Source organism: Streptomyces sp. BHT-5-2 (genome assembly GCF_019774615.1).
In the GTDB taxonomy this organism is placed as follows: domain Bacteria; phylum Actinomycetota; class Actinomycetes; order Streptomycetales; family Streptomycetaceae; genus Streptomyces.
This window is the reverse complement of sequence record NZ_CP081496.1, coordinates 4,900,537-4,925,648: the sequence shown is the minus strand read 5'-3', so window position 1 is coordinate 4,925,648 and position 25,112 is coordinate 4,900,537. Positions and strand designations below refer to the sequence as shown.

Sequence of the window (25,112 nt, the reverse complement as noted above, 5' to 3'; positions counted from 1 at the left end):
AGACCGCTTCGCCGACATGGGACGATGTGCGGCATGTCGCAGCAGCGCCCCGTTCGGAGCAGCCCCCACCCCTCGGCCGCGCGCCCGGATGCTTCGATGTCGCTGCTGACCAACGTGATGGACCACAGCCTCGACGACGGGTACGCCGAGGCCGCCGCGCGGAAGTCCGCGGCGGGTGTCGGCGGTCTGCCGCGCACGCTCCGGGCGAAGTTGGGTCTGGCGGCCGGTCTGGTGCTGGCGGCGCTGGTGGTGACGGTGGGGGCGGCGCAGGCACGGGTCTCCGCGCCCACGCTGGCCAAGGAGCGCGAGGAGCTGATCAACCGCATCCAGAAGGGCACCGCCGAGGCCGACACCCAGCAGCAGCGGGTGGACGCGGCCCGGGACGAGGTGGACCGGATGCAGCGCGAGGCACTGAAGCAGCACGGTGACGGCAAGGCCGACCTGCTGGCGCTGCTGGCCGGTTCGACCCAGGTGACCGGGCCGGGCGTGAAGCTCGTCGTGGACGACGCCAAGGGGTCCGAGGCCGGCACCGGAGGTCCGCGCGAGAGCAGCGACTTCTCGGACACCGGGCGGGTGCGCGACCGTGACATGCAGCGCGTGGTCAACGGCCTGTGGCAGTCCGGTGCGGAGGCCATCTCCGTCAATGGGCAGCGGCTTACGTCGCTCTCGGCGATCAGAGCGGCGGGAGACGCCATACTGGTCGACAACAAGCCACTGGTGCCGCCCTACACGGTGCTGGCGGTGGGAGACGGGCAGAGGCTGAGCACCGAGTTCCAGGACAGCCCCGACGGCCAGTATCTGCACGTGTTGCAGGAGAACTACGGCGTACGCGCCAGGATTTCCGTGGAGAGCTCGGTCACGCTGCCGCCCGCGCCCAGTTTGACCGTACGTACCGCAAAGCCGAAGGCCGGTGCCGCGAAGGCGGACGGCGCCGACACAGGGAAGGGCACATCGTGATCGCCGTACTGGGCCTCATCGTGGGAGTCGTGGTCGGAATCGTCGTCCGACCCGTGGTGCCGACGGTGGTCGAGCCCTACTTGCCGATCGCTGTCGTCGCCGCGCTGGACGCCGTGTTCGGTGGTCTGCGAGCGATGTTGGACGGCATCTTCGACGACAAGGTCTTCGTCGTCTCCTTCCTGTCGAACGTCGTGGTCGCCGCCCTGATCGTCTTCCTCGGCGACAAGCTGGGCGTCGGCGCCCAACTCTCCACCGGTGTCGTGGTGGTGCTCGGTATCCGCATCTTCTCCAACGCTGCCGCGATCCGCCGGCACGTCTTCCGGGCGTGAGGCCGATGGGAGCGGACGGGACCCCGGAGCCGGAGCGCACGCCGGACGAGCGGGCGGAGCCCGGCCCGGCGCCGGAAGGCGGTGCGGACCACCCCGCGGGGCGGCGGCCGATGCCTCCGGAGATGCCTCGCCGGCCCGGGGCGGAGCAGCGGGCCGCAGGCCCGGAAGCGGAGCACGAGGAGCCGGAAGCGGGACAGAAGCGGTCCGAACCGGCGGTTGGTGATGGTTCGGGCGCGACGGCGGACGAGGAGCCGGCGGCGCCCGCCGCGATGACGGGTCGGCAGCGGCTCCGGGCCAGTCTGTGGCCGCCGCGACTGACCCGGGCTCAACTGATCGTCGCGTTGCTCCTGTTCATTCTCGGCCTCGGCCTCGCGATTCAGGTACGTTCCACAAGTGACAGCAGTGCGCTGCGGGGTGCACGCCAAGAGGACTTGGTGCGCATCCTGGACGAACTGGACAACCGCTCCCAGCGGTTGACGGATGAGCAGCGGCGCCTGGAGGGACAGAAGGCCGAGCTGGAGAACAGCTCGGACCAAGCCGAGGAGGCCCGTAAGCAGACCGTGGAGAAGGAACAGCAGCTGGGCGTGCTGGCCGGTACCGTCGCGGCGCAAGGCCCCGGCATCAACCTGACCATCGACGACCCGCACCACTCCGTGGAGGCGGACAAACTGCTGGACACCATCCAGGAACTGCGGGCGGCCGGAGCCGAGGCGATTCAGGTGAACGACGTGCGCGTGGTCGCGAGCACCTCCCTCTCGGATCTCCGGGGCGGGGTGCAGATCGACGGCAAGCGCGTCACGCAGCCGTACCGTTTCAAGGTCATCGGGAAGCCGGAGGACCTCGAGCCGGCGCTCAACATCCCTGGCGGAGTGGTCCAGACACTGGAAAAGGAGCAGGCCAAGGTGTCTGTGGCCCGTGAAGAGAAGATCATCGTGGATGCCTTGCGACAGGCGAAGCGGCCTGACTACGCTCGGTTGTCATCCCAGTGAGGCATCTGCGTATGGTGATGGCCCGGCGAGGGCATGAGGTAGCGGGGGGTCGACGCACCGTGCGTGTGGTGTGTGGTGGAAACTGTCTGAAGGCCACGGACGTTCACAGGATGTCCGGATCGGCCGATGTGTGCATCGAGGGTTCGTCCTGCCCCACGGGCGGGTCTGTGTCGTACAAGGGGAATCGCCCGTGAAGTTGTTTGGAAAGCTGTTCGGCAAGAGCGCGCGCAAGGAAGGCGACGGCGGCTCCGCGCGGCACCGTGCGCCGCGCCGGCCGGAGGAGGACGCCGCGGCCGGTGACCGTCCGCTGTTCCGTGATGAGGTCGGCGGTCCGTCCGGGGGGCACGGCGCGGGTTCTGTTGACCCCTCCGGTGCCGGCCGCATAGGTTCCCAGGAACCATCAGCCGCACACACGGGTGGAGGGTCGACCTTGCCGGTTTGTACGAGGTGTGGGCACCGGAACGCCGAGGCGAGCCGGTTCTGCTCCAACTGCGGTGCGCCGCTGCGCGCGGGAGCCCAGCCCGAGCGGGCCTCCGAGACGACCTCGACCATCTCCATCTCGGGGATCGAGGCGTACGACGCGGAGGCCACCGGGCAGAACCTGTCGCCGGCCCTCTCCCCGGAGGCCCAGGCGGCCGTCGACGCCCTTCCGCTGGGCTCGGCCCTGCTGGTCGTCCGCCGGGGTCCGAACGCCGGCAGCCGCTTCCTCCTGGACGGCGAGCTGACGACGGCGGGCCGGCACCCGCAGGGCGACATCTTCCTCGACGACGTGACGGTCTCCCGTAGCCACGTGGAGTTCCGCCGCGGTGCGGACGGCCGCTTCACGGTCACCGACGTCGGCAGCCTGAACGGCACCTACGTCAACCGCGAGCCGATCGACTCCGTCGTCCTCTCCAACGGCGACGAGGTACAGATCGGCAAGTACCGGATGGTCTTCTACGCCAGCCAGCGAGGCGTCGGCATCTGACCGCCAGGGAAGGCATATGCGCCATACACCGACAGGTGGTGCCGGCTCGTCCGGCACCACCTCCTCGGACCGCAAACCGATGAGCATCGGCACGGTGCTCGGGGTTCTGCGCGAGGAGTTCCCCGAGGTCACCATCTCCAAGATCCGGTTTCTGGAGGCCGAGGGGCTGATCGAGCCGCAGCGCACGCCTTCCGGGTACCGCAAGTTCACCGCCGAGGACGTCGAGCGGCTGGCGAACGTGCTGCGGATGCAGCGGGACCACTACCTTCCCCTGAAGGTCATCAGGGACCATCTCGACGCCCTGGAGCGCGGCGAGCAGGTTTCGCTGCCCGCCCCGGCGGCGCCGTCGCGGGACCTCGTCGAGGGCGTGTCCGAGATGGACGGCGAGCGCCCGACGGTGTCCCGGATCGGACGGGCGGAGCTGCTGGCCGCCGCCGAGGTCGACGAGGCGGCGCTCGTCGAGTGGGAGTCGTACGGACTCATCGTCCCCCACGAGGACGGGGGATACGACATCGAAGCGGTGGCCGTCGCCAAACTCGTGGCGGACCTCGGCGGTTTCGGGCTGGAGCCGCGGCACCTGCGGGCGGTGAAGGCGGCCGCGGAGCGCGAGGCGGGGCTGGTCGAACAGGTCGTTGCACCCCTTCGGCGGCACCGCAACCCACAGACCCGGGCCCATGCCGAGGCCACCGCCACGGAGCTGGCCACGCTGTCGGTGCGGCTGCACGCGGCGCTGCTGCAGAGCGCCCTGCGGGTCCGAGTGCCGTGACCAAACGAGTGCCCGACTACCCAAACCGGCCGGGCACGGCCTAGGGTTGCTGTGTGAACGAGCTCGACGTCGTGGGTGTCCGGGTGGAGATGCCTTCCAGCCAACCGATCGTGCTGCTGCGGGAGGTGGGAGGCGACCGTTACCTGCCCATTTGGATCGGGCCGGGCGAGGCCACCGCCATCGCGTTCGCCCAGCAGGGCATGGTCCCCGCCAGGCCGCTGACGCATGACCTCTTCAAGGACGTGCTGGAGGCCGTGGGGCAGGAGTTGACGCAGGTCAGGATCACGGATCTGCGCGAAGGGGTCTTCTACGCCGAGCTGGTCTTCGCCAGTGGCGTCGAGGTCAGCGCCCGGCCGTCCGACGCGATAGCGCTGGCGCTGCGCACCGGGACCCCGATCTTCGGTACCGACGGTGTGCTGGACGACGCGGGGATCGCGATTCCGGACGAGCAGGAGGACGAGGTGGAGAAGTTCCGCGAGTTCCTCGACCAGATCTCGCCGGAGGACTTCGGCACCAACCAGTGATCGGCCAGGCGACCCGCCTGTTTCCGGCCAACCTGCCATTCCTTCCCCGTGACAAGTCACGAGAAACCACTCGTAGGGTGATTATCACTCGGCGTGGCGAGCGCGGCGATCGTTGACGCACCCCGGGTGACTGCATACCGTCGATATGGCAGGTCCCGTCCGGGACGTGGAGGACGGAGGGCGGCGTGGCAATCACCGGCGACGGTACGGCGGCGGAAGGGGCATTGCCGCTCCACAGGGGCGCGGCGGCCAACCGCAGCCCGGTACAGGCCGCTGCGATGTCGGGGGAGCGCGAGCCGGAGAGCATCGGCTACCGCGGACCGACCGCCTGTGCGGCGGCGGGCATCACCTACCGACAGCTGGACTACTGGGCACGCACGGGGCTCGTGGAGCCCAGCATCCGGCCGGCCTACGGGTCCGGCACCCAGCGGCTCTACAGTTTCCGGGACGTCGTGGTCCTGAAGATCGTCAAACGACTGCTGGACACCGGGGTGTCGTTGCAGAACATCCGCGCCGCCGTCCAGCACCTGCGGGCGCGGGGCCTGGACGATCTGACGCGGATGACGCTGATGAGCGACGGCGCGACGGTCTACGAGTGCACCTCGCCCGACCAGGTCGTGGACCTCCTCCAGGGCGGCCAGGGCGTCTTCGGCATCGCCGTCGGCGTGGTGTGGCGGGACGTGGAGGGCGCGCTGTCGCAGCTCCACGGGGAGCGGGTGGACACCGGCGAGACGCTCATCGGGAAGAACCCGCACGACGAACTGGCGCGGCGGCGCAACCGGGCCGGCTGACGGCCGACGGCGGTTCCCGGCCCGGGATCGGGTCGATTGTCAGTGGTGTGCGGCAGCATCAGTGGTGTGAGACGTGCGCCGACGATCCTGCATCTGGACATGGATGCGTTCTACGCGGCCGCCGAGCAGGCGGCCAAGCCGAGTCTGCGGGGGAAGCCCGTGGTCGTCGGCGGGATCGGGCCGCGCGGTGTGGTCGCCACCGCCTCGTACGAGGCGCGGGTCTTCGGGGTGCGCTCGGCGATGCCGACGGCGCAGGCGCGCCGGCTGTGCCCCAACGCCGCTTATCTCAGTCCCCGGTTCACGCTGTACCGCCAAGTGAGTGATGCGGTGATGGAGCTGCTGCGGGCGCTCTCGCCGCTCGTGGAGCCGCTGAGTCTGGACGAGGCGTTCGTGGATCTGGAGGCGGGCGGGGTGCTTGCGGAGACGGCCGCGGCGCGGGCCGTGGGGGAGCAGCTGCGGCGGGACATCAGGGCAGTCACCGGGCTGACGGGGTCGGTGGGGCTGGCCGGCGCCAAGATGCTCGCCAAGATCGCGTCCGAGGCGGCGAAACCGGACGGTCTGGCGGTGATCGAGCCCGGCACCGAGCGGGAGCTGCTGGGGCCGATGCCGGTGCGGACGCTGCCCGGGGTCGGGCCGGCGACGGCCGAGGCGCTGCGCCGGGCCGGGATCCACACCGTCGCGGAGACCGCGGAGGCCGGCGAGGCGGAGCTGGTGCGGCTGCTGGGCAAAGCACACGGCACCGGGCTGTATGCGATGGCGCTGGGGCAGGACGAGCGGCCGGTGGTGGCCGAGCGGGACGCGAAGTCGGTGTCGGTGGAGGACACCTTCGAGGTCGACCTCACCGACCGGACCCGGGTGCGGATCGAGATGCTGAGGCTGGCCGACCGCTGTGTCCAGCGGCTGCGGGCGGCCGGGCGGTCCGGGCGCACGGTGGTGATCAAGGTGCGCAACTACGACTTCTCGACGCTGACCCGGTCCGAGACGTTGCGCGGGCCCACCGACGACCCGGCCGTCGTCAGGGAGGCCGCCGTGCGGCTGCTGGAGACGGTGGACACCACGGGCGGGGTCCGGCTCCTGGGCGTGGGGGTGACCGGGCTGGCCGACTTCACACAGGAGGATCTCTTCGCGCAGATGGCCACGGAGCGGGAGACGGAGGAGGCGGGTGGGGCGGCGGAGCCGGAAGAGGGGACGGCGGCGGAGCCGGAGGCCGCCGTCGAGCTGCCGCGGCGCTGGTATCCGGGGCTGGACGTGGTCCATGAGGAGTTCGGCGCCGGATGGGTGCAGGGCAGCGGTGTGGGGCGGGTGACCGTACGGTTCGAGACGCCGTGGTCCGCACCGGGGCGGGTGCGGACCTTCGCCGTCGACGATCCGGCGCTGCGGCCGGGCGAGCCGCTGACGCTGCTGGGCGGGCCGGATCAGTCCTCCGCGCCGGCGATCCGTCCGAAGTCCGTGTCAGCGGGGGGCGGGTCGGAGTCCGCGGCCGGTGCGGAGATATCCAGGCGGTAGTGGTGGTAGAGCTGGAGCTCCTGCTCGGGGGAGAGATGCCGGCCGACGCCGAAATCCGGGGCATCCTTGATCAGCTTGCGGTCGTAGGGGATGTGCAGGCTGTCGCCGACCATCTTGCTCGGCTCCAGGGGGACGAACGCATCCCTGCTGAACAGGCCGGTGCGGACGGCCGCCCACTCCGGTTCGCCCGTCGCGTCGTCGAGGTAGACCTCGTCGACGGTCCCTATCTTCGTGCCGTTCCGGTCGAACGCTTTGCGGCCGATGAGGCTCCGGGGATCGATATCGGCTTGCACGGTCCCTCCAACTGGTCGCAACTGCCTTGTGACAACTACGAAACGGCACATTTCATGCCTCGGCCACTCGAAGGATCGTTCCGGCGGTGCGCTGGTAGGCTGGCAAATGGCCGTCGACCCCATGCGGGAGAGTCCTTTGTCGTTCGCGACCAGGGCGCCGAAGGAGCAAATCCTCCCCGGAATCTCTCAGGCACACGTACCGCATGGACGAGGTCACTCTGGAAAGCAGGGCGGGCCACGGACAGGCACCAATGCCGGAACCCCTCCTCACCGACGGTGAAAGCCGGACCGCGGTCGCGGGCCGGTGAAGCTCTCAGGTTGAGATGACAGAGGGGGAGGCCGTCCGGGCACCAGCGCCTTGGTGCCCCTCGTAGGTCGCACTGACCAGGAGGCCCCCGCAGATGACCACCCACCGCATCGCGCTGTCCGAGCTGGAGCGCGGCATTCCGTTCGAGGACCGGCACATCGGCCCCGACGACGAGGCCCAGGCCAAGATGCTCGCGCAGGTCGGCTTCGGATCGCTGGACGAGCTCACCGCCACCGCCGTCCCCGACGTGATCAAGAGCGCCGAGGCGCTGGGCCTGCCGCAGGGCCGCACCGAGGCCGAGGTCCTGGCGGAGCTGCGCGCGCTCGCCGACCGCAACCAGGTCCTGTCGTCCATGATCGGGCTCGGCTACCACGGCACCTTCACCCCGCCGGTGATCCTGCGCAACGTCATGGAGAACCCGTCCTGGTACACGGCCTACACGCCCTACCAGCCGGAGATCTCGCAGGGGCGCCTGGAGGCGCTGCTGAACTTCCAGACCGTCGTCGCCGACCTGACCGGACTGCCCACCTCCGGTGCGTCCCTTCTGGACGAGGGCACCGCCGCCGCCGAGGCGATGGCGCTCTCCCGCCGGGTCGGCAAGGTCAAGCAGGGCGTCTTCCTGGTCGACGCCGACTGTCTGCCGCAGACCGTCGCCGTCCTGGAGACCCGCGCCGAGCCGACCGGTGTGGAGGTCGTGGTCGCCGACCTCGCCGGCGGCATCCCGGACGAGATCGCCGAGCGCGGCGTCTTCGGTGTGCTGCTCCAGTACCCGGGCGCCTCCGGTGCCGTGCGCGACCCGCGGGCCGTCATCGAGCGGGCCCACGAGCTGGGCGCGATCGTCACCGTCGCCGCCGACCTGCTGGCGCTGACCCTGCTCACCTCGCCCGGCGAGCTCGGCGCGGACATCGCGGTCGGCACCAGCCAGCGCTTCGGCGTCCCGATGGGCTTCGGCGGCCCGCACGCCGGCTACATGGCCGTCCGCGAGCAGTACGCCCGCAGCCTGCCCGGCCGCCTGGTCGGTGTGTCCGTCGACGCCGACGGCAACAAGGCGTACCGCCTGGCGCTGCAGACCCGCGAACAGCACATCCGCCGCGAGAAGGCCACCAGCAACATCTGCACCGCGCAGGTGCTGCTCGCCGTCATGGCCGGCATGTACGCCGTCTACCACGGCCCCGAGGGGCTGCGCACCATCGCCCGGCGCACCCACCGCTACGCCGCGATCCTCGCCGAGGGACTGAAGGCCGGCGGCGTCGAGATCGTCCACGACGCCTACTTCGACACCCTCACCGCCCGGGTGCCCGGCCGGGCCGCCGAGGTCGTCGCCGCCGCCCGCGAGGCCGGCATCAACCTCCGCCAGGTCGACGCCGACCTCGTCGGCATCGCCTGCGACGAGACCACCGGCCGGGCCCAGCTGGCCGGCGTCTGGGAAGCCTTCGGCGTCCGGGGCGACATCGAGGCGCTGGACGCGGTCGTCGCCGACACCCTCCCGCAGTCGCTGCTGCGCACCGACGACTACCTCGCCCACCCGGTCTTCCGCCAGCACCGCTCCGAGACCGCGATGCTGCGCTACCTGCGCACCCTCGCCGACAAGGACTACGCGCTGGACCGCGGCATGATCCCGCTCGGTTCCTGCACGATGAAGCTGAACGCCACCACCGAGATGGAGCCGGTCACCTGGCCCGAGTTCGGCCAGCTGCACCCCTTCGCCCCGGCCGAGCAGGCCCAGGGCTACCTCACGCTCATCCGGGAGCTGGAGGAGCGGCTCGCCGCGATCACCGGCTACGACAAGGTGTCCCTCCAGCCCAACGCCGGTTCCCAGGGCGAACTGGCCGGTCTGCTCGCCGTCCGCGCCTACCACCGCGCCAACGGGGACATACAGCGCACCGTCTGCCTGATCCCGTCGTCGGCGCACGGCACCAACGCCGCCAGCGCCGTGATGGCGGGCATGAAGGTCGTCGTCGTCAAGACCGGCGAGGACGGCGAGGTCGACGCCGACGACCTGCACGCCAAGATCGAGAAGCACCGCGACGAGCTGGCCGTCCTGATGGTCACCTACCCGTCCACCCACGGTGTGTTCGAGGAGCACATCACCCAGATCTGCGCGGCGGTGCACGACGCCGGCGGCCAGGTCTACGTGGACGGCGCCAACCTCAACGCCCTGGTCGGCCTGGCCGAGCCCGGGAAGTTCGGCGGCGACGTCTCGCACCTGAACCTGCACAAGACGTTCTGCATCCCGCACGGCGGCGGCGGCCCCGGCGTCGGCCCGGTCGCCGTCCGCGCCCACCTGGCGCCCTACCTTCCCAACCACCCGCTGCAGCCCACGGCGGGTCCGGAGACCGGTGTCGGGCCGATCTCCGCCGCCCCCTGGGGCTCCGCCGGCATCCTGCCGATCTCGTGGACGTACGTCCGCCTGATGGGCGGCGAGGGTCTCAAGCGCGCCACACAGGTCGCGGTGCTCGGCGCGAACTACATCGCCAAGCGCCTGGAGCCGCACTACCCGGTGCTCTACACCGGCCCCGGCGGGCTGGTCGCCCACGAGTGCATCATCGACGTCCGGCCGCTGACCAAGGCGACGGGCGTGAGCATCGACGACGTCGCCAAGCGGCTCATCGACTACGGCTTCCACGCGCCGACGATGTCCTTCCCCGTGGCCGGCACCCTGATGATCGAGCCGACCGAGAGCGAGAACCTCACCGAGCTGGACCGCTTCTGCGACGCGATGATCGCCATCCGCGCCGAGATCGACAAGGTCGGCTCGGGAGAGTGGGAGAAGGACGACAACCCGCTGCGCAACGCTCCGCACACCGCGGCCGCGCTCGGCGGCGAGTGGACCCACCCGTACAGCCGCGAGGAGGCGGTCTTCCCGGCCGGCGTCAATGCCGCGGAGAAGTACTGGCCGCCGGTGCGCCGCATCGACGGTGCCTTCGGCGACCGCAACCTCGTCTGCTCCTGCCCGCCGCTGGACGAGTACGACGCCTGATCACCGCCGGCCGCCGGTGACCGGTGGCAACATCAAGGGCCCTCGGCGATGCGCCGGGGGCCCTGGTGTACGTGCCGGGCGATCGCTGGATCACGCCGCGGCGGTCACCCGTGGCGTGCCGAGTGGCCGGTGCGGGGCGATGACCTGCCCGTCCGGCAGCAGCTCACCGGTGTCCTCGAAGAGCAGGACGCCGTTGCACAGCAGGCTCCAGCCCTGCTCCGGATGGTGCGCCACCAGGTGGGCGGCCTCCCGGTCGGTGGAGTCGGCTGAGGGGCAGGGTGGTTGATGCAGGCACATGGAAGTTGTCTTTCGCTGCGGAGTGGTGAACGTCGCACGGCTCGACGAAGTGGTCATGGCCGTTCCCCCGTTTCATGTCGGTCCCAGTCTTGCCCTACGGACGGGAATCCGCAGGGATTTCGCAGCAGCGGTGCACACTCGATACGGACGTGTCACCCGTGCGGGCGGTTGCTCCCAAGTCGGCGTGTGACCCGGGGGGTTGACGCACTACCGGCGCACGGGGCGGACGGCGCCGTGCGCCCCGCGGCCGGGGAGGCCATGGGGCGCACGGTTGCAGGGCGGTCGCATGGTGGCCGGCGTCCTCTTGTGCGGGCCGGCCGGAGCGGCGTCGGCGCTGGTCGGGGCGGTCAGGCCGGCTCGCGGAGCAGCGGCGCCGGGCCCAGGCGCAAGGTGAGGCGGGGCAGCAGGTCGGCGAGCCGCTGCGGGAGATAGGAGGCGATCCCGGGTGGTGCCGGCGCCAGCGGCACCAGGAGGTCACCGTCGGCCGGCATGCCGTCGGCGCCGTCCGCGGTGAGGTCGTGGTGCAGCCACAGGGTCAGCATGTACAGCTCCGGGACGGACAGCAGCCGGGGCTGGTAGGGCGTGGCGAGCGACTCGGCCTGCAGCAGGGCCCGTTCCGTCGCGGCGACGTAGGGGCCGTCGCAGAAGTGCGAGAACGCCCAGCCGTCGGCGGTGAGCCGGGCCTCGGCGGCGGCCACGGCGCGCTCGCCGCCGCGGATCAGGAACCGCCAACCGAGGAGGCGGGTGCGCGGCGGACCGGCCTGGCTGACGTCGTCCCAGACGTGCACGGGCAGCGGGTGGTCGGGACTCAGCGGCCCCTGATGGGTGCGGAGCGCGGCGGCCGGGGCCTCGCGGACCGCGGTGGGGGAGCCGAGGGCGCTGAGAACGCCGCGCAGGGCGGGCGCGGGGGCGGGAGGAACATGCAGCGGCATGGCGGGTCGCCTCTCACTCAGGAGACACGGTGGAGCGTGGCAGTGTGGACGGCGCTGTCTGCGGGCGGGTCAGAGCCTGGCTGGCCGGGCTGCGGACCGGTGGGTCGGACGCAGTGCCGGGGCACCGGCGGAACACCGCCATGCGGGGCGCCAAATCTCTGCCTCGTCAGCGAAGTTTATACGACAGTTGTTCTGGGAGTGTTTCGGCTACCTGTCTTGCGGATTTCCGGCAAGGCGGAATCCGGTCCGCTGTCCGGGGTGATTTTCGCCGCTTTGTGCGGGAATTGGGAGGCGTCACCTCGCCAGTTATCGGTGAAACGGTCGGCCGGAACCCGTCGGTGTTTTTTACGAGCGGAAAGCGGACGGCGCCGGGCGACTGGATATGCCCGCGGAAAATGCCGCGCGCCCTCCTCTCCGAGAGTAACGGTACCGGCATGCCCCCGACGCGTTATCGATCAGACTGCCGGGGCATCATCGACCGTAGCCCGTACGCCCGGGGTGCCGGGACGGGTGCCCACCAGCCCGTGCCCGCGAGCAGTTCACCTGAGGAGGGACCCGCCGATGGGGGAGAAGGTCGCCGCGGCCGGGAACGACCTGGCGGACCGGGAGCGTTATCGAAGAAAGCTGTACGACTGTCTGGAGGGATTGCACCGGCTGCTGGCTGAGAAGCGTTTCGATCGCCCCAAGAATCTCATGGGTCTGGAGATCGAGCTCAATCTCGCGGGCGCCGACGGCCTTCCCCGCATGCTGAACTCCGAGGTCCTCGAAAGGATCGCCAGCGGCGATTTCCAGACCGAACTCGCCCAGTGCAATCTCGAGGTCAACATCACCCCGCACCGATTGTCCGGGCGTGTTCTCGACCAGCTCGCCGAGGAACTGCGCACCGGACTCGGCTATGCGGAGAGAAAAGCCCGGGAAGTCGCCGCCCGCATCGTCATGATCGGCATCCTGCCCACCCTGAACGCCGACGACCTCACCGTCGCCAGCCTCTCCGCCAACGACCGCTACGCCCTCCTCGACGAGCAGATGCGGGCCGCCCGCGGCGAGGACTTCGCCATCGACATCCAGGGCGTCGAGCACCTGGTCACCCGCTCGCCGTCGATCGCCCCCGAGGCCGCCTGCACCTCCGTCCAGCTGCACCTCCAGGTGACGCCCGGCCGGTTCGCCGCCGTCTGGAACGCGGCCCAGGCGATCGCCGCCGTCCAGATAGCCGTCGGCGCCAACGCCCCCTTCTTCTTCGGCCGGGAACTGTGGCGCGAGTCCCGGCCGCCGGTCTTCCAGCAGGCCACCGACACCCGTGCACCCGAACTCCAGGCCCAGGGGGTGCGCCCGCGCACCTGGTTCGGCGAGCGCTGGGTGGACTCCGCCTATGACCTGTTCGAGGAGAACCTGCGCTTCTTCCCGCCGCTGCTGCCGCTGTGCGGGCCGCAGGACCCGCTGCGCGTCCTCGATGAGGGCGGCGTGCCCGACCTCGCCGAAATGGTGCTCCACAACGGCACGATCTACCGCTGGAACCGCCCCGTCTACGCGGTCGCCGACGGCGTTCCCCATCTTCGCGTCGAGAACCGCGTCCTGCCGGCCGGCCCCACCGTCGCCGACGTCATGGCCAACACGGCCTTCTACTACGGCCTGGTGCGCGCCCTGGCCGAACAACCCCGCCCCGTCTGGACCCGGCTCCCGTTCAGTGCCGCGGCCGCCAACTTCGACACCGCCTGCCGCCACGGCATCGACGCGACCCTCCGCTGGCCCCGGCCCGGCCGCGCCGGCGGTCTCACCGAGCTCCCCGCCGTCCGCCTCGTCCGGCAGGAACTGCTGCCGCTGGCGGCCGCCGGACTGGACGCCTGGGGCGTCGAACCGGCCGACCGCGACCACTACCTGGGCATCATCGAGGCCCGCTGCGCACGCCGGGTCAACGGGGCCTCCTGGCAGGCCGGGGCCTTCCACCACGCGCTACGCCAGGGGCTGGCCCGGGACGCCGCGCTGGCCGCGATGACCCGCCGCTACAGCGAGCTGATGCACACCGGGGAACCGGTGCACACCTGGCCGCAGCCGTGGGCGGCCGGCGCGGTCGTCGTCCCGGCGCAGCGGCGCAGCGCCGCCGGGGGCACCGTGTCGTGACCGCCGCGCTGCGCCCGCCGACGGCCCCGTTCACCGGCTGACCCGATGCCGCCCTACCGGGGACCGTGCCGGCCCGCCGCCATGATGGCCTTGAGGATCACCTCGTGGATCCGGGACGGGTCGTCGACCTGGTGCGCGGAGCCGCCGGTGGGGGCCACGATGCGGTCCAGCGCCGCCCGGTCCGTCCGTGGGCCGATGCCGATCGCGATCAGCGGCACCGGCCGCTCGGGGGCGGTGAGCCGCTGCAGAGCGGTGACCAGCGCGTCCAGGCCGATGCCGGCGGGACCGGCGTCGGCGCCGTCGGTGACGATCACCAGCGCGTTGAACCTCCCGCTCGGGTACGTCGCGGACGCCCGCCGGTAGGCGGCCCGGGTGGTGTCGTAGAGGCCGGTGGCGCCCCGCCGGACGGGGGGCAGCGCGCCGAGGGCCGCGGAGAGTTCGTCGCGGTGGGTGCCGGCCTTGCCGGCCAGACGCGCGTCGGCGCGGCCGTCGCCGGCCCGGAAGCCGTGGTCGCGCAGGGTCCGCTGCCCGGGGGTGTCGTCCAGCAGGGTCATGAAGCGGTTGGCGGCGCGGCTCTCGTCGGCGGTCAGGGAGTCCTCGTCGACCAGGGTGTACGGGTAGGTGAGCTGCGCGGTGCCGTCCGTGGGGTAGAAGAGGTCCAGCGCCGGACCGCCGTCCTCTGTGGTGTTGTGGGCGTAGGCGGCCTGTTCGGAGAGGAAGAGGGCCTGGTTGCGGCGCGGATTGCCGCGTTCGGCGCCGGAGTCGTCGCGCGGCAGGGTGGCCAGAGCCTGGGCGTCGCCTTCGGTTGTCCGCTCGTAGAGCAGTTTGGCGGTGGCGGCGGTGCGGGCGGCGGCCTCGTCGTCGCTGCCGGCCTCCTTGTGGTCGGCGGCGACGATACGGGCCAGGGCGAGCAGCCCGGTGGCGCTGCGGGTCGGGTCGGCGACGCCCAGGCGTAAGGCGCCGCCGGTGGTCGCGGCCCGGGTCAGCGTGCCCCAGGAGTACCTCCTCCCTGGCCAGCCGAGCGTCTCGGCGGCACGGTGGAGCGCGCCCAGGGCGATCGGCGAGGAGGCGAGGGTGCTCACGGCGGTCAAGGAGGAACCCCGCTCGTCGGTGACCCGGTCCACCCACAGGTCCGAATCCGGCACCCACACCTGGAACTCCGGGTCGGCCGGCCGCTGCGCGAGCGAGTCGGCGACCTCGGAGGAGGGCTGCGCGTTGACCGTGACGTCCAGGCACTTGCCGTCGGTGCGGACCCCGTCCTCCCTGGCGCGTTCCGCCACCGCGTTCAGCGCCGGCGCCATATCGGGCGAGGCGACCACTTTCAGCCGCACGGAGTCGCCGTCGCACGGTGTGCCGAAGGGGAGTCCGCCGCGCAGCGCCACGACCGAGCCGGCGGCGACCACCACGACGGTGGCCGGGACGAGCGCCCGGCGGCGGGCGCGGGGGGACCCCGTGGTCCGTGGTGCGGAGTCGTCGGGCAAGCTGTGACGTCCCATGCGGTAGCACCCCTCCTGATCTCGGAGGTTCGGAGTCCCGGACCTCCGTCGGGATCGATGCGGACGGGAACGCGCCACGAGGAGGGCGCCCGTTCCCGGCCTGTCGCGAGCGATCTTCGTACCTGCTTTCGAGACCCTAGCGGGGTGGTGGCGGTGCAGAGGCGGTATTGCGGAAGAGGAGGAACCTTTTGCAGTCGGAAACAAGTCCCTTGGGGAACGCGGACGTTCCGGGCGCGGGGAACGGCTCGGGGCGGCTCGCCGAGGCGGCCGGCGAGCCCTCCCGCGGCGTGCTGCGGAACGAGACGCTGATCGTCCTGGCGCTCTCCCTGGGGGCCAGCGCGGTCTCCGCACTGATCAGCTTCGTCGGGTCGCTGACGAGACCCGGTGGCCTGGAGCACCAGGCGGCGACGCTCAACGCCTCGCACGCCCCCGGCCGGCCGTGGCTGGATCTCGCCTGGCAGCTGTTCGGGATCGCGACCGCGTTGGTGCCGGTCGTGCTGGTGGCCCATCTGCTGCTGCGGGAACGCGCCGACGGGCTGCGCGCGATCGGCTTCGACCGGCGACGGCCCGGCTTCGACCTCGGGTTGGGCACCGGGCTGGCGGCCGCCATCGGGGGCAGCGGACTGCTGCTCTACCTGGGCGCGCGGGCGGCCGGGTTCAATCTGACGGTGGTGCCCGAGGCGCTGCCCGACGTGTGGTGGAAGATCCCGGTGCTGATCGCCTCCGCGGTGCAGAACGCGGTCCTGGAGGAGGTCATCGTCGTCGGGTATCTGCTGCGTCGGCTGGGACAGTTGGGGTGGTCACCGTGGGCCGCGCTGGCGGCCAGTTCGGTGCTGCGCGGCTCGTACCACCTCTACCAGGGCGTCGGCGGCTTCTTCGGCAACATGGTGATGGGCGTGGTCTTCGCCCTGGTGTACCGACGCTGGGGCCGGGTGGGCCCCCTGGTCGCCGCGCACGCACTGATCGACATCGTGGCGTTCCTGGGGTACGCCGTGCTCGCGGGGCGGGTGTCCTGGCTGCCCACGATGTGACCGACGCGGTGAGGACGGTGCGGGGCGGGTGGCCTGAGGGCCCCCGCCCCGCACCGCGTCCGGGCGCCGTCAGGGGGTGGCGAGCAGCTCGCCGTCGATGACGGTCACCGCGGAGCCGGACAGCAGCGTGCGGTCGCCGCGCAGCGCGGTCCGTACGAGGCCGGTCCGCGCTCCGCCCTGGAGGCCGATCAGGGTGTCGCGGCCCAGGCGCGCCGACCAGAAGGGGGCGAGTGCGGTGTGCGCGCTCCCGGTGACCGGGTCCTCGTCGATGCCCACGGAGGGGAAGAAGCCGCGGGAGACGAAGTCGTGGGCGCCGTCGGGGTCTTCGGCGGCGGCGGTGACGATCACGCCCCGCGAGCGGTATCCGGCCAGCAGGGCGATGTCGGGCGTCAGGTCGCGTACGGACTTCTCGTCGGCCAGCTCGACCAGCAGGTCGCCGATGTCGGGCCCGGTGTCGTGGCAGGAGCGGATCTCGGCGCCGAGTGCCCGGGCGACGGTGTCCGGCACCTCCACGGGGGTCAGCGGGGAGGTGGGGAAGTCCATGGTGATCGAGCCGTCCGCGCCGGCCGTGGTGATCAGGACGCCGCTGCGGGTGCGGAAGCGGACGGTACCGGTGGCCGTCCCCGTGGTGTGCAGCACGTGCGCGGTGGCCAGGGTGGCGTGCCCGCACAAGTTCACCTCGGCGGCCGGGGTGAGCCAGCGCAGCGCCCAGTCGGCGTCGCCACCCGGCGGGAGCGGGTGCGCGAAGGCGGTTTCGGAGAGATTGACCTCGGTGGCGACGTGCTGGAGCCAGGCGTCCTCGGGGAACGCGTCGGAGTCCAGCAGTACGACTCCGGCGGGGTTGCCGGCGAACGGGCGCTCGGTGAAGGCGTCGACGATGCGGATCCTCATGGCCGGGAGCCTAGGCGGGCCACAAGGCCACTCGCCAAGGCCAATCCCGGGAAATTGGACCTGTGGAAGTGCGGGTCGGACAGTCCGCTTGCTTGTGTGCCGCCGCGGCGCTGCTCGCCAAGTGCGGTGGGGCGTAGGCCGGTTGAAGCGGATCGCGATCCGGGCTGGGCGGCGGAGGCGCCGAAGCGGTCGCGAGAAGGCCCTTGCTCGCCGAGCGCTCCCGATATATCGTTGAAGCATCGCGATCGGTCAACGATGGCGAGCGATAGCAGTGTGCGTGAGCACCGACGACGAGAGGGAGGACGCCATGCGTTCCCACGGATTTGAGTACGGATCCGAGCGCGGCCGTGAGCAGTTCGGCCCCGGGCGCCACGGCGGCCGCGGGGAGTTCGGCGGCGGCTTCGAGCGGCGCCGGGCCGCCTTCGGCGGATTCGGACCGCCCTTCGGAGGCCCGCCCTTCGGGGGCGGCCGGGGGCGGGGCGGGCCGCGTGGCCGGGCCCGGCGCGGCGATGTGCGCGCGTCGATACTGGCGCTGCTCAAGGACCGCCCGATGCACGGTTACGAGATGATCCAGGAGATCGCCGAGCGCAGCGGCGGGGCGTGGAAGCCCAGCCCGGGCTCGGTCTACCCCACCCTCCAACTCCTGGAGGACGAGGGGCTGATCACCAGCGCCAGCGAAGGCGGCAAGAAGCTCTTCTCGCTGACCGGCGCCGGGCGCGAGGAGGCCGACAGCGGCTCCGACGCCCCCTGGGAGGACGCCGGCCGCGGCGTCGACTGGGAGGCCATGAACGAGATACGCAAGGCGGGCGGCGGCCTGGTCGAGGCGTTCCGTCAGGTGTGGGCCACCGGCAGCCCTGAGCAGCGGGAGAAGGCCATGGCGGTGGTCAACAAGGCCCGTAAGGAGCTGTATCTGATCCTCGCCGAGGAGGACTGACGCGGCGGGCCGGGGTGGCGGTGCGACAGTGCGCGGCCGCCCCGGCCGGCGGCTCAGGCCACCAGGCCGGCGAGCCTGCGCAGGGAGTCGTCCAGCGCGGCGCGCGCCGAGTCCTTCAGCTTGGCCGCCATCAGGGAGACCGCGGCGCCGGTGAAGGTTCCGTCGATCCGGACCGCGGTCGCCTCGCCGTCGGGTGCCAGCTGATAGCGCATGCCGAGGTTGACGCCCATCGGACCCTTGCCCTTGACGGCGAGCAGCCGACCGGGCTCCAGCTCCTGCACGGTCCAGGTCACCTCTGCCGGGAAGCCCATCAGCTTCATGGTCTCCTCGTAGGCCGCGCCCACCTGGAGGGGCTGCGGGCCGCCGCGTGGGAAGCCGGTGTGGGTGGCGTTCCACTGCCCGTAGGAGTCGAAGTCGGTGAGCCGGGCCCAGATTTTCTCGGCCGGTGCGTCGATCCGGATCTGGGCGGTGACATCGGCCATGCGAGCACCCCTTCGGTGACGGTGTCCTGGCTGGTGCGCGGAACGTAGCGGTGCGGACGCGAAGGCGCAAGGGCGCTGACGGGGCGTTGCTGATGGGGTGTCAGGGGGTCGGTTCCGGGGGCCGGGGGAGGGGGTGTGAGCGGGGCGGGACGACTGCGGATCCGGAGGGGCGGACGCGACCGGCCGGCGGCGCCGACGGCTTCGGCGGTCGCCCTACGAGGCATGGGTGTATGGGGCGGTCGAACGGGAGTGCACCTGTTTGCGACGAGATGCCCGGCCTCCATGATCTCTCCGCATATCCTCCGTAAGGATGAGACCGTGTGCGGGCTTCCCCAACCAGGGTGGGATGCGCAAATGCTTCCCGCCGGGGATGCTCCCGCCTTCCAGGACTGGTGGGGTTGGGCTGTGCAAAACCGTACTGCGTACAGCGGCGGGGGCCGCTCCGCCCAGGAAGACCCCGACGGCCAGCTCACCGTGGAGCTCGCTTCGGTGGTTTCCGCTGCCCGCAGGCGGGCCACCCGCGACGGCGACCGGCAGGTCGACACCGCCCACCTGCTCCACGGACTCCTGGAATGGGACCCCGCGGTCCGCGAGGTCTTCGACGGCGGCCACCAGGTCGCCCGGCTCCTCGGCTATCTCGTCCAGCGCAGCATCGGCTACGGCCTCCAGTGGCACGGCACCGTCGAGGACTCCGGCGCCGTCCCGATGGTCGCCGAGGGCGGCGCCCCCGGCTGGTCGCCCGCCGCGGCCGCCGCCATGGACGGCGCCCTCGACCGCGCCCACGCCCGCTACGCCACCCGCGCCGACTGCCTCGACCTCCTCGCCGCACTCGTCGACGACCCCGAATCCCGGGCGGTGGAAGTCCTGCGCCGCGCCTCCGTCGACACCGCCCGGGTCGCCGCCCGCCTCGACGGCGACCCGCGCCCCGTGCCGGACTGACCGGGACGCCGCACACCGCGCCCACCCGGCCGCGTATCGCCAGTCGAGACAGGGATTTCGGGAGATGACGCTCCTGACCGTGGCTGCCATGATGACCCGATGCACGCCTCATCGGGGAGCCCGGCAGGTCGCACGACCGGCCCGGCCCAGGGAACCGGGCCCGGCGCGACCCAGCGGCCGGCCGTCCTCGATCCGCACTCCGCCCGCGGCACCGGACGCGGCGCCGGGCTCGGCATCGCCCTGCTCTCCGCGCTCGCCTTCGGCGGCTCGGGGGTCGCCGCCAAACCCCTGATAGCCGCCGGCCTCGAACCGCTGCACGTCACCTGGCTACGCGTCACCGGCGCCGCGTTGATCATGCTCCCCGTCGCCTGGCGCCACCGCGAACTGCCCCGCCGCCGGCCCGCACTGCTCGCCGGCTTCGGGCTGCTGGCCGTCGCCGGTGTGCAAGCCTGCTACTTCGCCGCACTCTCCCGCATCCCGGTCGGCGTGGCGCTGCTCATCGAGTACCTCGCCCCCGCCCTCCTCCTCGGCTGGGTGCGCTTCGTCCAGAAACGGCCCGTCACCCGGGCCGCCGCCGTCGGCGTCGTCCTGGCCGTCGGCGGACTGGCCTGCGTCGTCGAGATCTGGTCCGGCCTCAGCTTCGACGCCCTGGGCCTGGCCCTCGCACTGGGCGCGGCCTGCTGCCAGGTCGGCTACTTCGTCCTCGCCGACCACGGTGGCGACGCCGAGGGCGACACCGCCCCGGACCCCGTGGGCGTGATCGCCTACGGCCTGCTGACCGGCGCGGTCGTCCTCACCCTCGTCGCCCGCCCCTGGACGATGCACTGGTCCGTCCTGGCCGGCACCGCCGACATGAACGGCATCCGCATCCCCGCCGTGCTGCTCCTCGCCTGGATCGTGCTGGTCGCCACGGTGGCCGCCTACCTCACCGGCGTGGTGTCGATCCGGCGCCTCTCCCCGCAGGTCGCCGGCGTCGTCGCCTGCCTGGAGGCGGTGATCGCCACCGTGCTCGCCTGGGTGCTGCTCGGCGAACACCTCTCCACACCCCAGATCGCCGGCGGCGCGGTGGTCCTGACCGGCGCGTTCATCGCTCAGACCGCCAAACCGCGGAGCCGACCGGCAGAGCCCGGCACCGTCACCGTGGCCGCCGGCGGAGCACCCGCCGCGGACGCCCTCCGGGACCCGGAACTCGACGCGGAACGACGGCCGCACGGCGCCCCTCGACAATGATGTGGCGGCCGGCGCACCCACGGCATAAGCTGGCGATCATGCATTCGACCGTGCTGCCCCCTCCCGCCGCGTAAGGCGGGCGGCGGCCTCCGAGGAAATACCGGCCCGGGCGGAGTCCCGCGCCGGTCGACGCTGCCCGCACACGGGACCACGCGACCATGTCACGGCGCCCCGCGCCGTCCTGGATTTCCCGGAGCACACCTCCCATGCACAGCACACCCCACTCCGCCCTGCCCGTGGGCCGGGGCCTCGTCTACGTCTCCCTCGCCGCGACCGCCTGGGGTACCGCCGGCGCGGCCGCCGCCCTCCTCTACCAGGGCAGTGGACTCGGCCCCCTCGCCCTCACCTTCTGGCGCACCTTCGGCGGCCTGCTGCTCCTGCTCGCCGTACGGGCCGCGCGCCGTCCGCGCACCACCGGCACGGCCGACACCGCCGCCGCCCCCGCCGAGCCGCTGCGCCGCCGCGTGGCGCGGGCCGCGGTCATCGGCCTCGCCCTCGCCGTCTTCCAGGCCGCCTACTTCGCCTCCGTCGAAGTCACCGGTCTGGCCGTCGGCACCGTCGTCACGATGGGCGCCGGCCCCGTCCTCATCGCCGTCGGCGCCCGCCTCACCATGGGCGAACGACTCGGCGCCGGCGGCATCCTGGCCGTCGCCGGGGCACTGACCGGACTGCTCGTCCTCGTCCTCGGCGGCGAGGGCACCGCCACCGTCCGCCCGGCCGGCGTCGGCTACGCCCTGCTCGCCGCCGCCGCGTGCGCCGTGATGACCCTGACCACCCGCCGCTTCGGCCGGGGCGGCGGCAGCGACCCCTACGCCTCGACCCTCGGCGCGTTCGCGGTCGGCGCGCTGTGCCTGCTGCCGTTCGCCGCGGCCGAGGGCCTCTGGCCGCACCTGAACGACCTGGGCCGCAGCCTGCTGTTGCTCGGGTACATCGCCGCCATCCCGACCGCGCTCGCCTACGGCCTCTACTTCGCCGGACTGGCCGTCGTACGGGCCGCGACCGCCTCCGTGATCTCCCTGATCGAACCGGTGTCGGCGGCGGCCATCGCGGTGCTGTTCCTCGGTGAACGGCTCAGCACGGCGACCGCGGCCGGTACGGCGGTGCTGCTCACGGCCGTCGCGGCGCTGGCGGTGACCGAGGCCCGCACCATCGACCGCGGCCGAGCCGGATAGCCGGCCGGCGGCTGGTCCCACGGGGCGGCGACGCTCCTACGAGACGGTGCTCCTACGGGACCAGCCGCCAGAACTGCCGCTTGTCCTTGTCCCGGACGACGATGCCCAGCCGGGCCAGTTCGTCCCGCAACTCCCGGGCCTCCTCGGCCGTATTGGACTTGCCCAGGGCCCGTTCGCGGGCGGTGAACAGGGCGTTGGCCCCGACCGGCAGGTCCGGGGTGTCCGGGACCCAGCGCCGGAACTCGTCCTCGTGCGGATCGCGGTCCGCCCAGTGGTAGCCGTGCGCGCGGAACGCCTCGGCGAGGTCGCGGGCGCTCACGGTGCAGCCCTCCCGGGCGAGTTCGGCGGTGTCCGGGCCGAGGAGGACCAGCTGTTTGCCGTCCCGGAACGCCACGTCGACCCGCTCGCGCGGGAACGCCCGGGGCTTCGCCCGCCGGGTGAGGACCACCTCGTCGTCGGCGACGCGGACGGCCAGCTCCTCGTACTGCCCGTAGAGCGCCGCTGCCAGTCCCAACGCCCCACCCACGGTCAACAGGCCGACCGTCAGCCAGGGTTCCGGAATCGAGGTGAGCAGCCGGGCCGGGCCCTGCCAGGGCGCGTGGTCCAGTGTCACCAGCCACTTCGCGAGCAGTCGCACCAGCCAGCCGACGCCGGCGCCGAGCGCCGTGAACGCCACGCAGACGGTGACCACCAGCGCCGGCGAGTCGGCCAGGACGGTGGGGCCGGTCGGCCGGCCCGGCTCCGGCCCGGTGGGCCCCGAAGCGGACTGTGGTTTCTCGGCGTCCATGTGACGGATCCCCCTGTGTGCATGCGGTCCGGGCCGTGTGGGTCGACCACAATGATAAACCGAGTACGCGGTCTATTATTGGCCACCGGGCCCGTTGGGCGCCGGCCACGGTGGCGACACCGAAGCGGCCCGGCGAGGCGAACGGACGCAAGGGTCACGGGCAGGAAGGCAGCAGCGACATGAGGACGATCGACCCGGCGAAGCACCGGGCCCGACGCCGGCACATCATGCACACCGCCGCCCAACTCTTCGCCACCAAAGGCTTCGAGCGCACCACCACGGCCGAGATCTGCAAGGCCGCCGGCATGAGTTCCGGCAACCTCTTCCACTACTTCCCCAACAAGCGGGCGATCTTCCATGCGATCTTCGAGGACGACGAGGGAGGGGAGGCGGGCGAGGGCAAGGCCGAGCGACTCGCCCGGGCCCAGGCCGGCGACGATCCCTGGGCAGCGCTGCTGGAGGTCGTGGACCTGCTCACCGCCGACGCCATGGACCCGGTGGCTCCGCCGCTGGTCATGGAGGCCGTCGTCCAGGCGCACCGCGACCCCGAACTCGACGCCCTCCTGGGCCGGGATAACGCCCGGGAACACGCGGCCGTCACCGCCCTGCTCACCAAGGCGGCGGCCGCCGGCCAGATCGACTCCACACTGGACCCGCACGCCACCGCGTCCTGGGTCCTGGCCCTCGTCGCCTCCCTCTACACGGGCGCGGCCGGCGACCCGTCGTTCGAACCCGCCGAGCAACTGCCGCTGCTGCGCCTCATCCTCCAGCGCTTCCTCCAGGCGCCACCGCTCGCTGACGCCGCCCCCGCCGGGGAGTGACGGGTGTACGGGTGCCGCGGGCCCGGTGGGGGTCGACGGGCGGGTGCCGGCAGGTGCTCAGTGCTCCTCGGTGCCGGCGCCGGCGGCACGGGACCGGGGCTTGGCACGCACATGCATGCGTTCACCCTGGCGTCCGAAGAGGCTGAGGACTTCCACCGGGCCGTCGCCGGTGCTGCCGAACCAGTGCGGCAGCCGCGTGTCGAACTCCGCGGCCTCGCCCGCCCCCATGACCAGATCATGGTCGGCCAACACCAGCCGCAACCGCCCCGCCAGCACATACAACCACTCGTACCCCTCGTGGGTGCACGGGTCCGGCGTGCACTTCGTGGCCGGAATGACCATTTTGAACGTCTGCAAGGGCCCCGGGTGACGGGTCAGTGGAAGCACCGTGGAACCGTGTATGACCTGCGGCTTCAACCGCACCCGCGGATCACCGACCTCCGGCGCGCCGACCAGCTCGTCCAGCGGGACCTGATGCGCCTGCGCGATGGGGAGCAGCAGTTCCAGACTCGGCCGGCGCTGACCGGACTCCAGCCGTGACAGGGTGCTCTTGGAGATCCCGGTCGCCTCGGCGAGCGCCGACAACGTGACGCCACGCTCCGTCCGCAACCGCTTCAGACGCGGGCCGACCTCGGCGAGGGCCTGGGAGATGGCAGATGAGGATTCCACATCGCCCATTGCACCGCGCCGTTCCCGGAATCGGCAATACGGATTGCCGTGATTCGACGACGAGGGACGCTGTGGCACCGGACGCCCGGTGTGCGACGTCCGAAGCCCGAGCCCGATGCCCGATCCTCGACGGCCGATCGTCCGGCGCCCGGTCGTTCGGCGCCGGGGCGTTCGGAGCCCGGGCGCCGGGTGCGCCACGGGCCTCCCGGCCGCGGTTCCCCGACCCCTACCCTCGCTCGCTCGGGCGGCTCGTGGACGGGGCCGGGCCGCGGGCGGTCGCGAGGCGGCGCTGCTGGTGGCGGCGTGCGGCGGCATCGCCGGGACCGTCCCGGTCGGCGAGGCGTTCCGATATGCGGTGCTGGACGGTCTCGCTCCGCTTGCCGCCGTACTTGAACTTGGCGCGCACCTCGTGCACTTCGAGGCGCAACCCGCGGATCCCGGACAGCTGCCGCCCGTACGGGGCCTGGCCGGCGACGACAGGGGCCGAACCGCCGTCCGGCTGGAAGTGCGTCACCTGGCGTTGCAGCAACTCGGCCTTGGTGTCGGGATCGTCCAGCACATGCGCGGTGCAGACGAGCTGGGCCGCGGCATAGAAGCTGGTGGGCACGCCGTGCTCGGGGGGTTGGTCCACCTCGGCCTGCCAGGGGCCGGGGATGAAGGTGTAGTCGTCGACCACGCTCAGCAGGACCGTCGGGCGGTCGAGCAGGGCGGGCCAGATGGGGTTGGGGCGGGCGAGGTGGGTGAGGGCCTCGCGGCGGGCGGGGTCGTAGGCGAAGTGGAGCGGCTGCACCCACGGCGGTTCGCCGGCGGAGCCGTTGGCGGCCAACTGCCCGAAGTCGTGGGCGGCCAGCCACTCCTGCCATTCGGCGTCGTCGGTGGGCGCGTCCCAGGGATGGATGAGCAT

Annotated in this window: 25 protein-coding genes and 1 riboswitch; of the genes, 16 read left to right on the top strand and 9 right to left on the bottom strand. The window is 72.1% G+C overall.

From position 1 onward, the window contains the following. The first annotated feature begins 24 nt into the window (after positions 1-24). The 8 genes from K2224_RS21910 to K2224_RS21875 all read left to right on the top strand — a co-directional run bounded on the left by K2224_RS21910 (position 25) and on the right by K2224_RS21875 (position 6,829). Positions 25-957 (top strand): DUF881 domain-containing protein, encoded by a 933-nt coding sequence (locus K2224_RS21910; protein ID WP_221908218.1) that lies wholly within the window; start codon positions 25-27, stop codon positions 955-957. Further along, positions 954-1,286, top strand: a complete 333-nt coding sequence (locus K2224_RS21905) for a small basic family protein (RefSeq protein WP_016578706.1) — start codon at positions 954-956, stop codon at positions 1,284-1,286. The genes K2224_RS21910 and K2224_RS21905 overlap by 4 nt, the downstream gene beginning before the upstream one ends. A 5-nt stretch (positions 1,287-1,291) precedes the next feature. Further along, positions 1,292-2,275 (top strand): DUF881 domain-containing protein, encoded by a 984-nt coding sequence (locus K2224_RS21900; protein ID WP_260692882.1) that lies wholly within the window; start codon positions 1,292-1,294, stop codon positions 2,273-2,275. Between the two features lie 118 nt (positions 2,276-2,393). Continuing rightward, positions 2,394-3,242 carry an FHA domain-containing protein gene (locus tag K2224_RS21895; RefSeq protein WP_260693492.1) on the top strand — a complete coding sequence of 283 codons (849 nt, stop codon included), beginning with the start codon at positions 2,394-2,396 and terminating at the stop codon, positions 3,240-3,242. Positions 3,243-3,258: 16 nt separating this feature from the next. Next, positions 3,259-4,008, top strand: coding sequence for a MerR family transcriptional regulator (locus K2224_RS21890; RefSeq protein WP_221908217.1), 750 nt, complete (start codon positions 3,259-3,261; stop codon positions 4,006-4,008). Positions 4,009-4,061: 53 nt separating this feature from the next. Further along, positions 4,062-4,532, top strand: coding sequence for a bifunctional nuclease family protein (locus K2224_RS21885; RefSeq protein ID WP_016571419.1), 471 nt, complete (start codon positions 4,062-4,064; stop codon positions 4,530-4,532). 185 nt (positions 4,533-4,717) lie between these two features. Beyond that, the gene (locus tag K2224_RS21880) at positions 4,718-5,323 is read left to right on the top strand and encodes a MerR family transcriptional regulator (RefSeq protein ID WP_221908216.1); all 606 of its coding nucleotides are present in this window, start codon (positions 4,718-4,720) and stop codon (positions 5,321-5,323) included. A gap of 66 nt (positions 5,324-5,389) precedes the next feature. After that, the gene (locus K2224_RS21875; protein ID WP_221908215.1) at positions 5,390-6,829 is read left to right on the top strand and encodes a DNA polymerase IV; all 1,440 of its coding nucleotides are present in this window, start codon (positions 5,390-5,392) and stop codon (positions 6,827-6,829) included. Here the strand turns inward: K2224_RS21875 and K2224_RS21870 are convergent. Then, entirely contained in the window at positions 6,739-7,122 is a 384-nt protein-coding gene (locus tag K2224_RS21870) for a PRC-barrel domain-containing protein (RefSeq protein ID WP_260692881.1), read from the bottom strand. The genes K2224_RS21875 and K2224_RS21870 overlap by 91 nt on opposite strands. Before the next feature lie 114 nt (positions 7,123-7,236). Beyond that, a riboswitch (glycine riboswitch) is annotated at positions 7,237-7,334 on the top strand. Positions 7,335-7,523: 189 nt separating this feature from the next. Here K2224_RS21870 and gcvP point away from each other — a divergent pair. Next, positions 7,524-10,409 (top strand): aminomethyl-transferring glycine dehydrogenase, encoded by a 2,886-nt coding sequence (gene gcvP, locus K2224_RS21865; protein ID WP_221908213.1) that lies wholly within the window; start codon positions 7,524-7,526, stop codon positions 10,407-10,409. Positions 10,410-10,499: 90 nt separating this feature from the next. Here the strand turns inward: gcvP and K2224_RS21860 are convergent, their stop codons facing one another. Beyond that, positions 10,500-10,706, bottom strand: a complete 207-nt coding sequence (locus K2224_RS21860; RefSeq protein ID WP_313904804.1) for a DUF5999 family protein — start codon at positions 10,704-10,706, stop codon at positions 10,500-10,502. A 347-nt stretch (positions 10,707-11,053) separates the two neighbouring features. After that, entirely contained in the window at positions 11,054-11,638 is a 585-nt protein-coding gene (locus tag K2224_RS21855) for a hypothetical protein (RefSeq protein ID WP_221908211.1), read from the bottom strand. 561 nt (positions 11,639-12,199) lie between these two features. Here K2224_RS21855 and K2224_RS21850 point away from each other — a divergent pair. Further along, entirely contained in the window at positions 12,200-13,756 is a 1,557-nt protein-coding gene (locus tag K2224_RS21850) for a glutamate--cysteine ligase (RefSeq protein ID WP_221908210.1), read from the top strand. Between the two features lie 53 nt (positions 13,757-13,809). Here the strand turns inward: K2224_RS21850 and K2224_RS21845 are convergent, their stop codons facing one another. Next, complete coding sequence (locus tag K2224_RS21845; RefSeq protein ID WP_221908209.1) at positions 13,810-15,252, bottom strand: substrate-binding and VWA domain-containing protein; 1,443 nt, start codon at positions 15,250-15,252, stop codon at positions 13,810-13,812. Between the two features lie 188 nt (positions 15,253-15,440). Here K2224_RS21845 and K2224_RS21840 point away from each other — a divergent pair, with 188 nt between their 5' ends. Continuing rightward, positions 15,441-16,283, top strand: coding sequence for a CPBP family intramembrane glutamic endopeptidase (locus K2224_RS21840; protein ID WP_399019272.1), 843 nt, complete (start codon positions 15,441-15,443; stop codon positions 16,281-16,283). A 69-nt stretch (positions 16,284-16,352) separates the two neighbouring features. Here the strand turns inward: K2224_RS21840 and K2224_RS21835 are convergent, their stop codons facing one another. Then, positions 16,353-17,174 carry a PhzF family phenazine biosynthesis protein gene (locus K2224_RS21835; RefSeq protein ID WP_221908207.1) on the bottom strand — a complete coding sequence of 274 codons (822 nt, stop codon included), beginning with the start codon at positions 17,172-17,174 and terminating at the stop codon, positions 16,353-16,355. A 307-nt stretch (positions 17,175-17,481) separates the two neighbouring features. Between K2224_RS21835 and K2224_RS21830 the strand changes: the two genes are divergently transcribed. Continuing rightward, positions 17,482-18,108, top strand: a complete 627-nt coding sequence (locus K2224_RS21830) for a PadR family transcriptional regulator (protein ID WP_221909866.1) — start codon at positions 17,482-17,484, stop codon at positions 18,106-18,108. 53 nt (positions 18,109-18,161) lie between these two features. Here K2224_RS21830 and K2224_RS21825 read toward each other — a convergent pair whose 3' ends face one another. After that, on the bottom strand, positions 18,162-18,590 hold the full coding sequence (locus K2224_RS21825) for an SRPBCC family protein (protein ID WP_221908206.1): 429 nt from the start codon (positions 18,588-18,590) through the stop codon (positions 18,162-18,164). A 405-nt stretch (positions 18,591-18,995) separates the two neighbouring features. Between K2224_RS21825 and K2224_RS21820 the strand changes: the two genes are divergently transcribed. From K2224_RS21820 to K2224_RS21810, 3 genes are all read left to right on the top strand, one after another. Beyond that, the gene (locus tag K2224_RS21820; protein WP_221908205.1) at positions 18,996-19,529 is read left to right on the top strand and encodes a Clp protease N-terminal domain-containing protein; all 534 of its coding nucleotides are present in this window, start codon (positions 18,996-18,998) and stop codon (positions 19,527-19,529) included. A 99-nt stretch (positions 19,530-19,628) separates the two neighbouring features. Further along, complete coding sequence (locus K2224_RS21815) at positions 19,629-20,759, top strand: DMT family transporter (protein WP_221908204.1); 1,131 nt, start codon at positions 19,629-19,631, stop codon at positions 20,757-20,759. A 206-nt stretch (positions 20,760-20,965) separates the two neighbouring features. After that, positions 20,966-21,931 carry a DMT family transporter gene (locus K2224_RS21810; protein WP_221908203.1) on the top strand — a complete coding sequence of 322 codons (966 nt, stop codon included), beginning with the start codon at positions 20,966-20,968 and terminating at the stop codon, positions 21,929-21,931. 52 nt (positions 21,932-21,983) lie between these two features. Here K2224_RS21810 and K2224_RS21805 read toward each other — a convergent pair whose 3' ends face one another. Beyond that, on the bottom strand, positions 21,984-22,718 hold the full coding sequence (locus tag K2224_RS21805; protein WP_221908202.1) for a hypothetical protein: 735 nt from the start codon (positions 22,716-22,718) through the stop codon (positions 21,984-21,986). A gap of 179 nt (positions 22,719-22,897) precedes the next feature. Between K2224_RS21805 and K2224_RS21800 the strand changes: the two genes are divergently transcribed. Then, on the top strand, positions 22,898-23,539 hold the full coding sequence (locus tag K2224_RS21800; protein ID WP_221908201.1) for a TetR/AcrR family transcriptional regulator: 642 nt from the start codon (positions 22,898-22,900) through the stop codon (positions 23,537-23,539). Positions 23,540-23,596: 57 nt separating this feature from the next. On the opposite strand, the gene K2224_RS21795 is transcribed toward K2224_RS21800, so the two are convergent. Both K2224_RS21795 and K2224_RS21790 read right to left on the bottom strand, forming a co-directional pair. Beyond that, complete coding sequence (locus K2224_RS21795; RefSeq protein WP_260692877.1) at positions 23,597-24,217, bottom strand: helix-turn-helix domain-containing protein; 621 nt, start codon at positions 24,215-24,217, stop codon at positions 23,597-23,599. Between the two features lie 217 nt (positions 24,218-24,434). Next, on the bottom strand, positions 24,435-25,112 hold the full coding sequence (locus tag K2224_RS21790; protein WP_221908199.1) for an FMN-binding negative transcriptional regulator: 678 nt from the start codon (positions 25,110-25,112) through the stop codon (positions 24,435-24,437).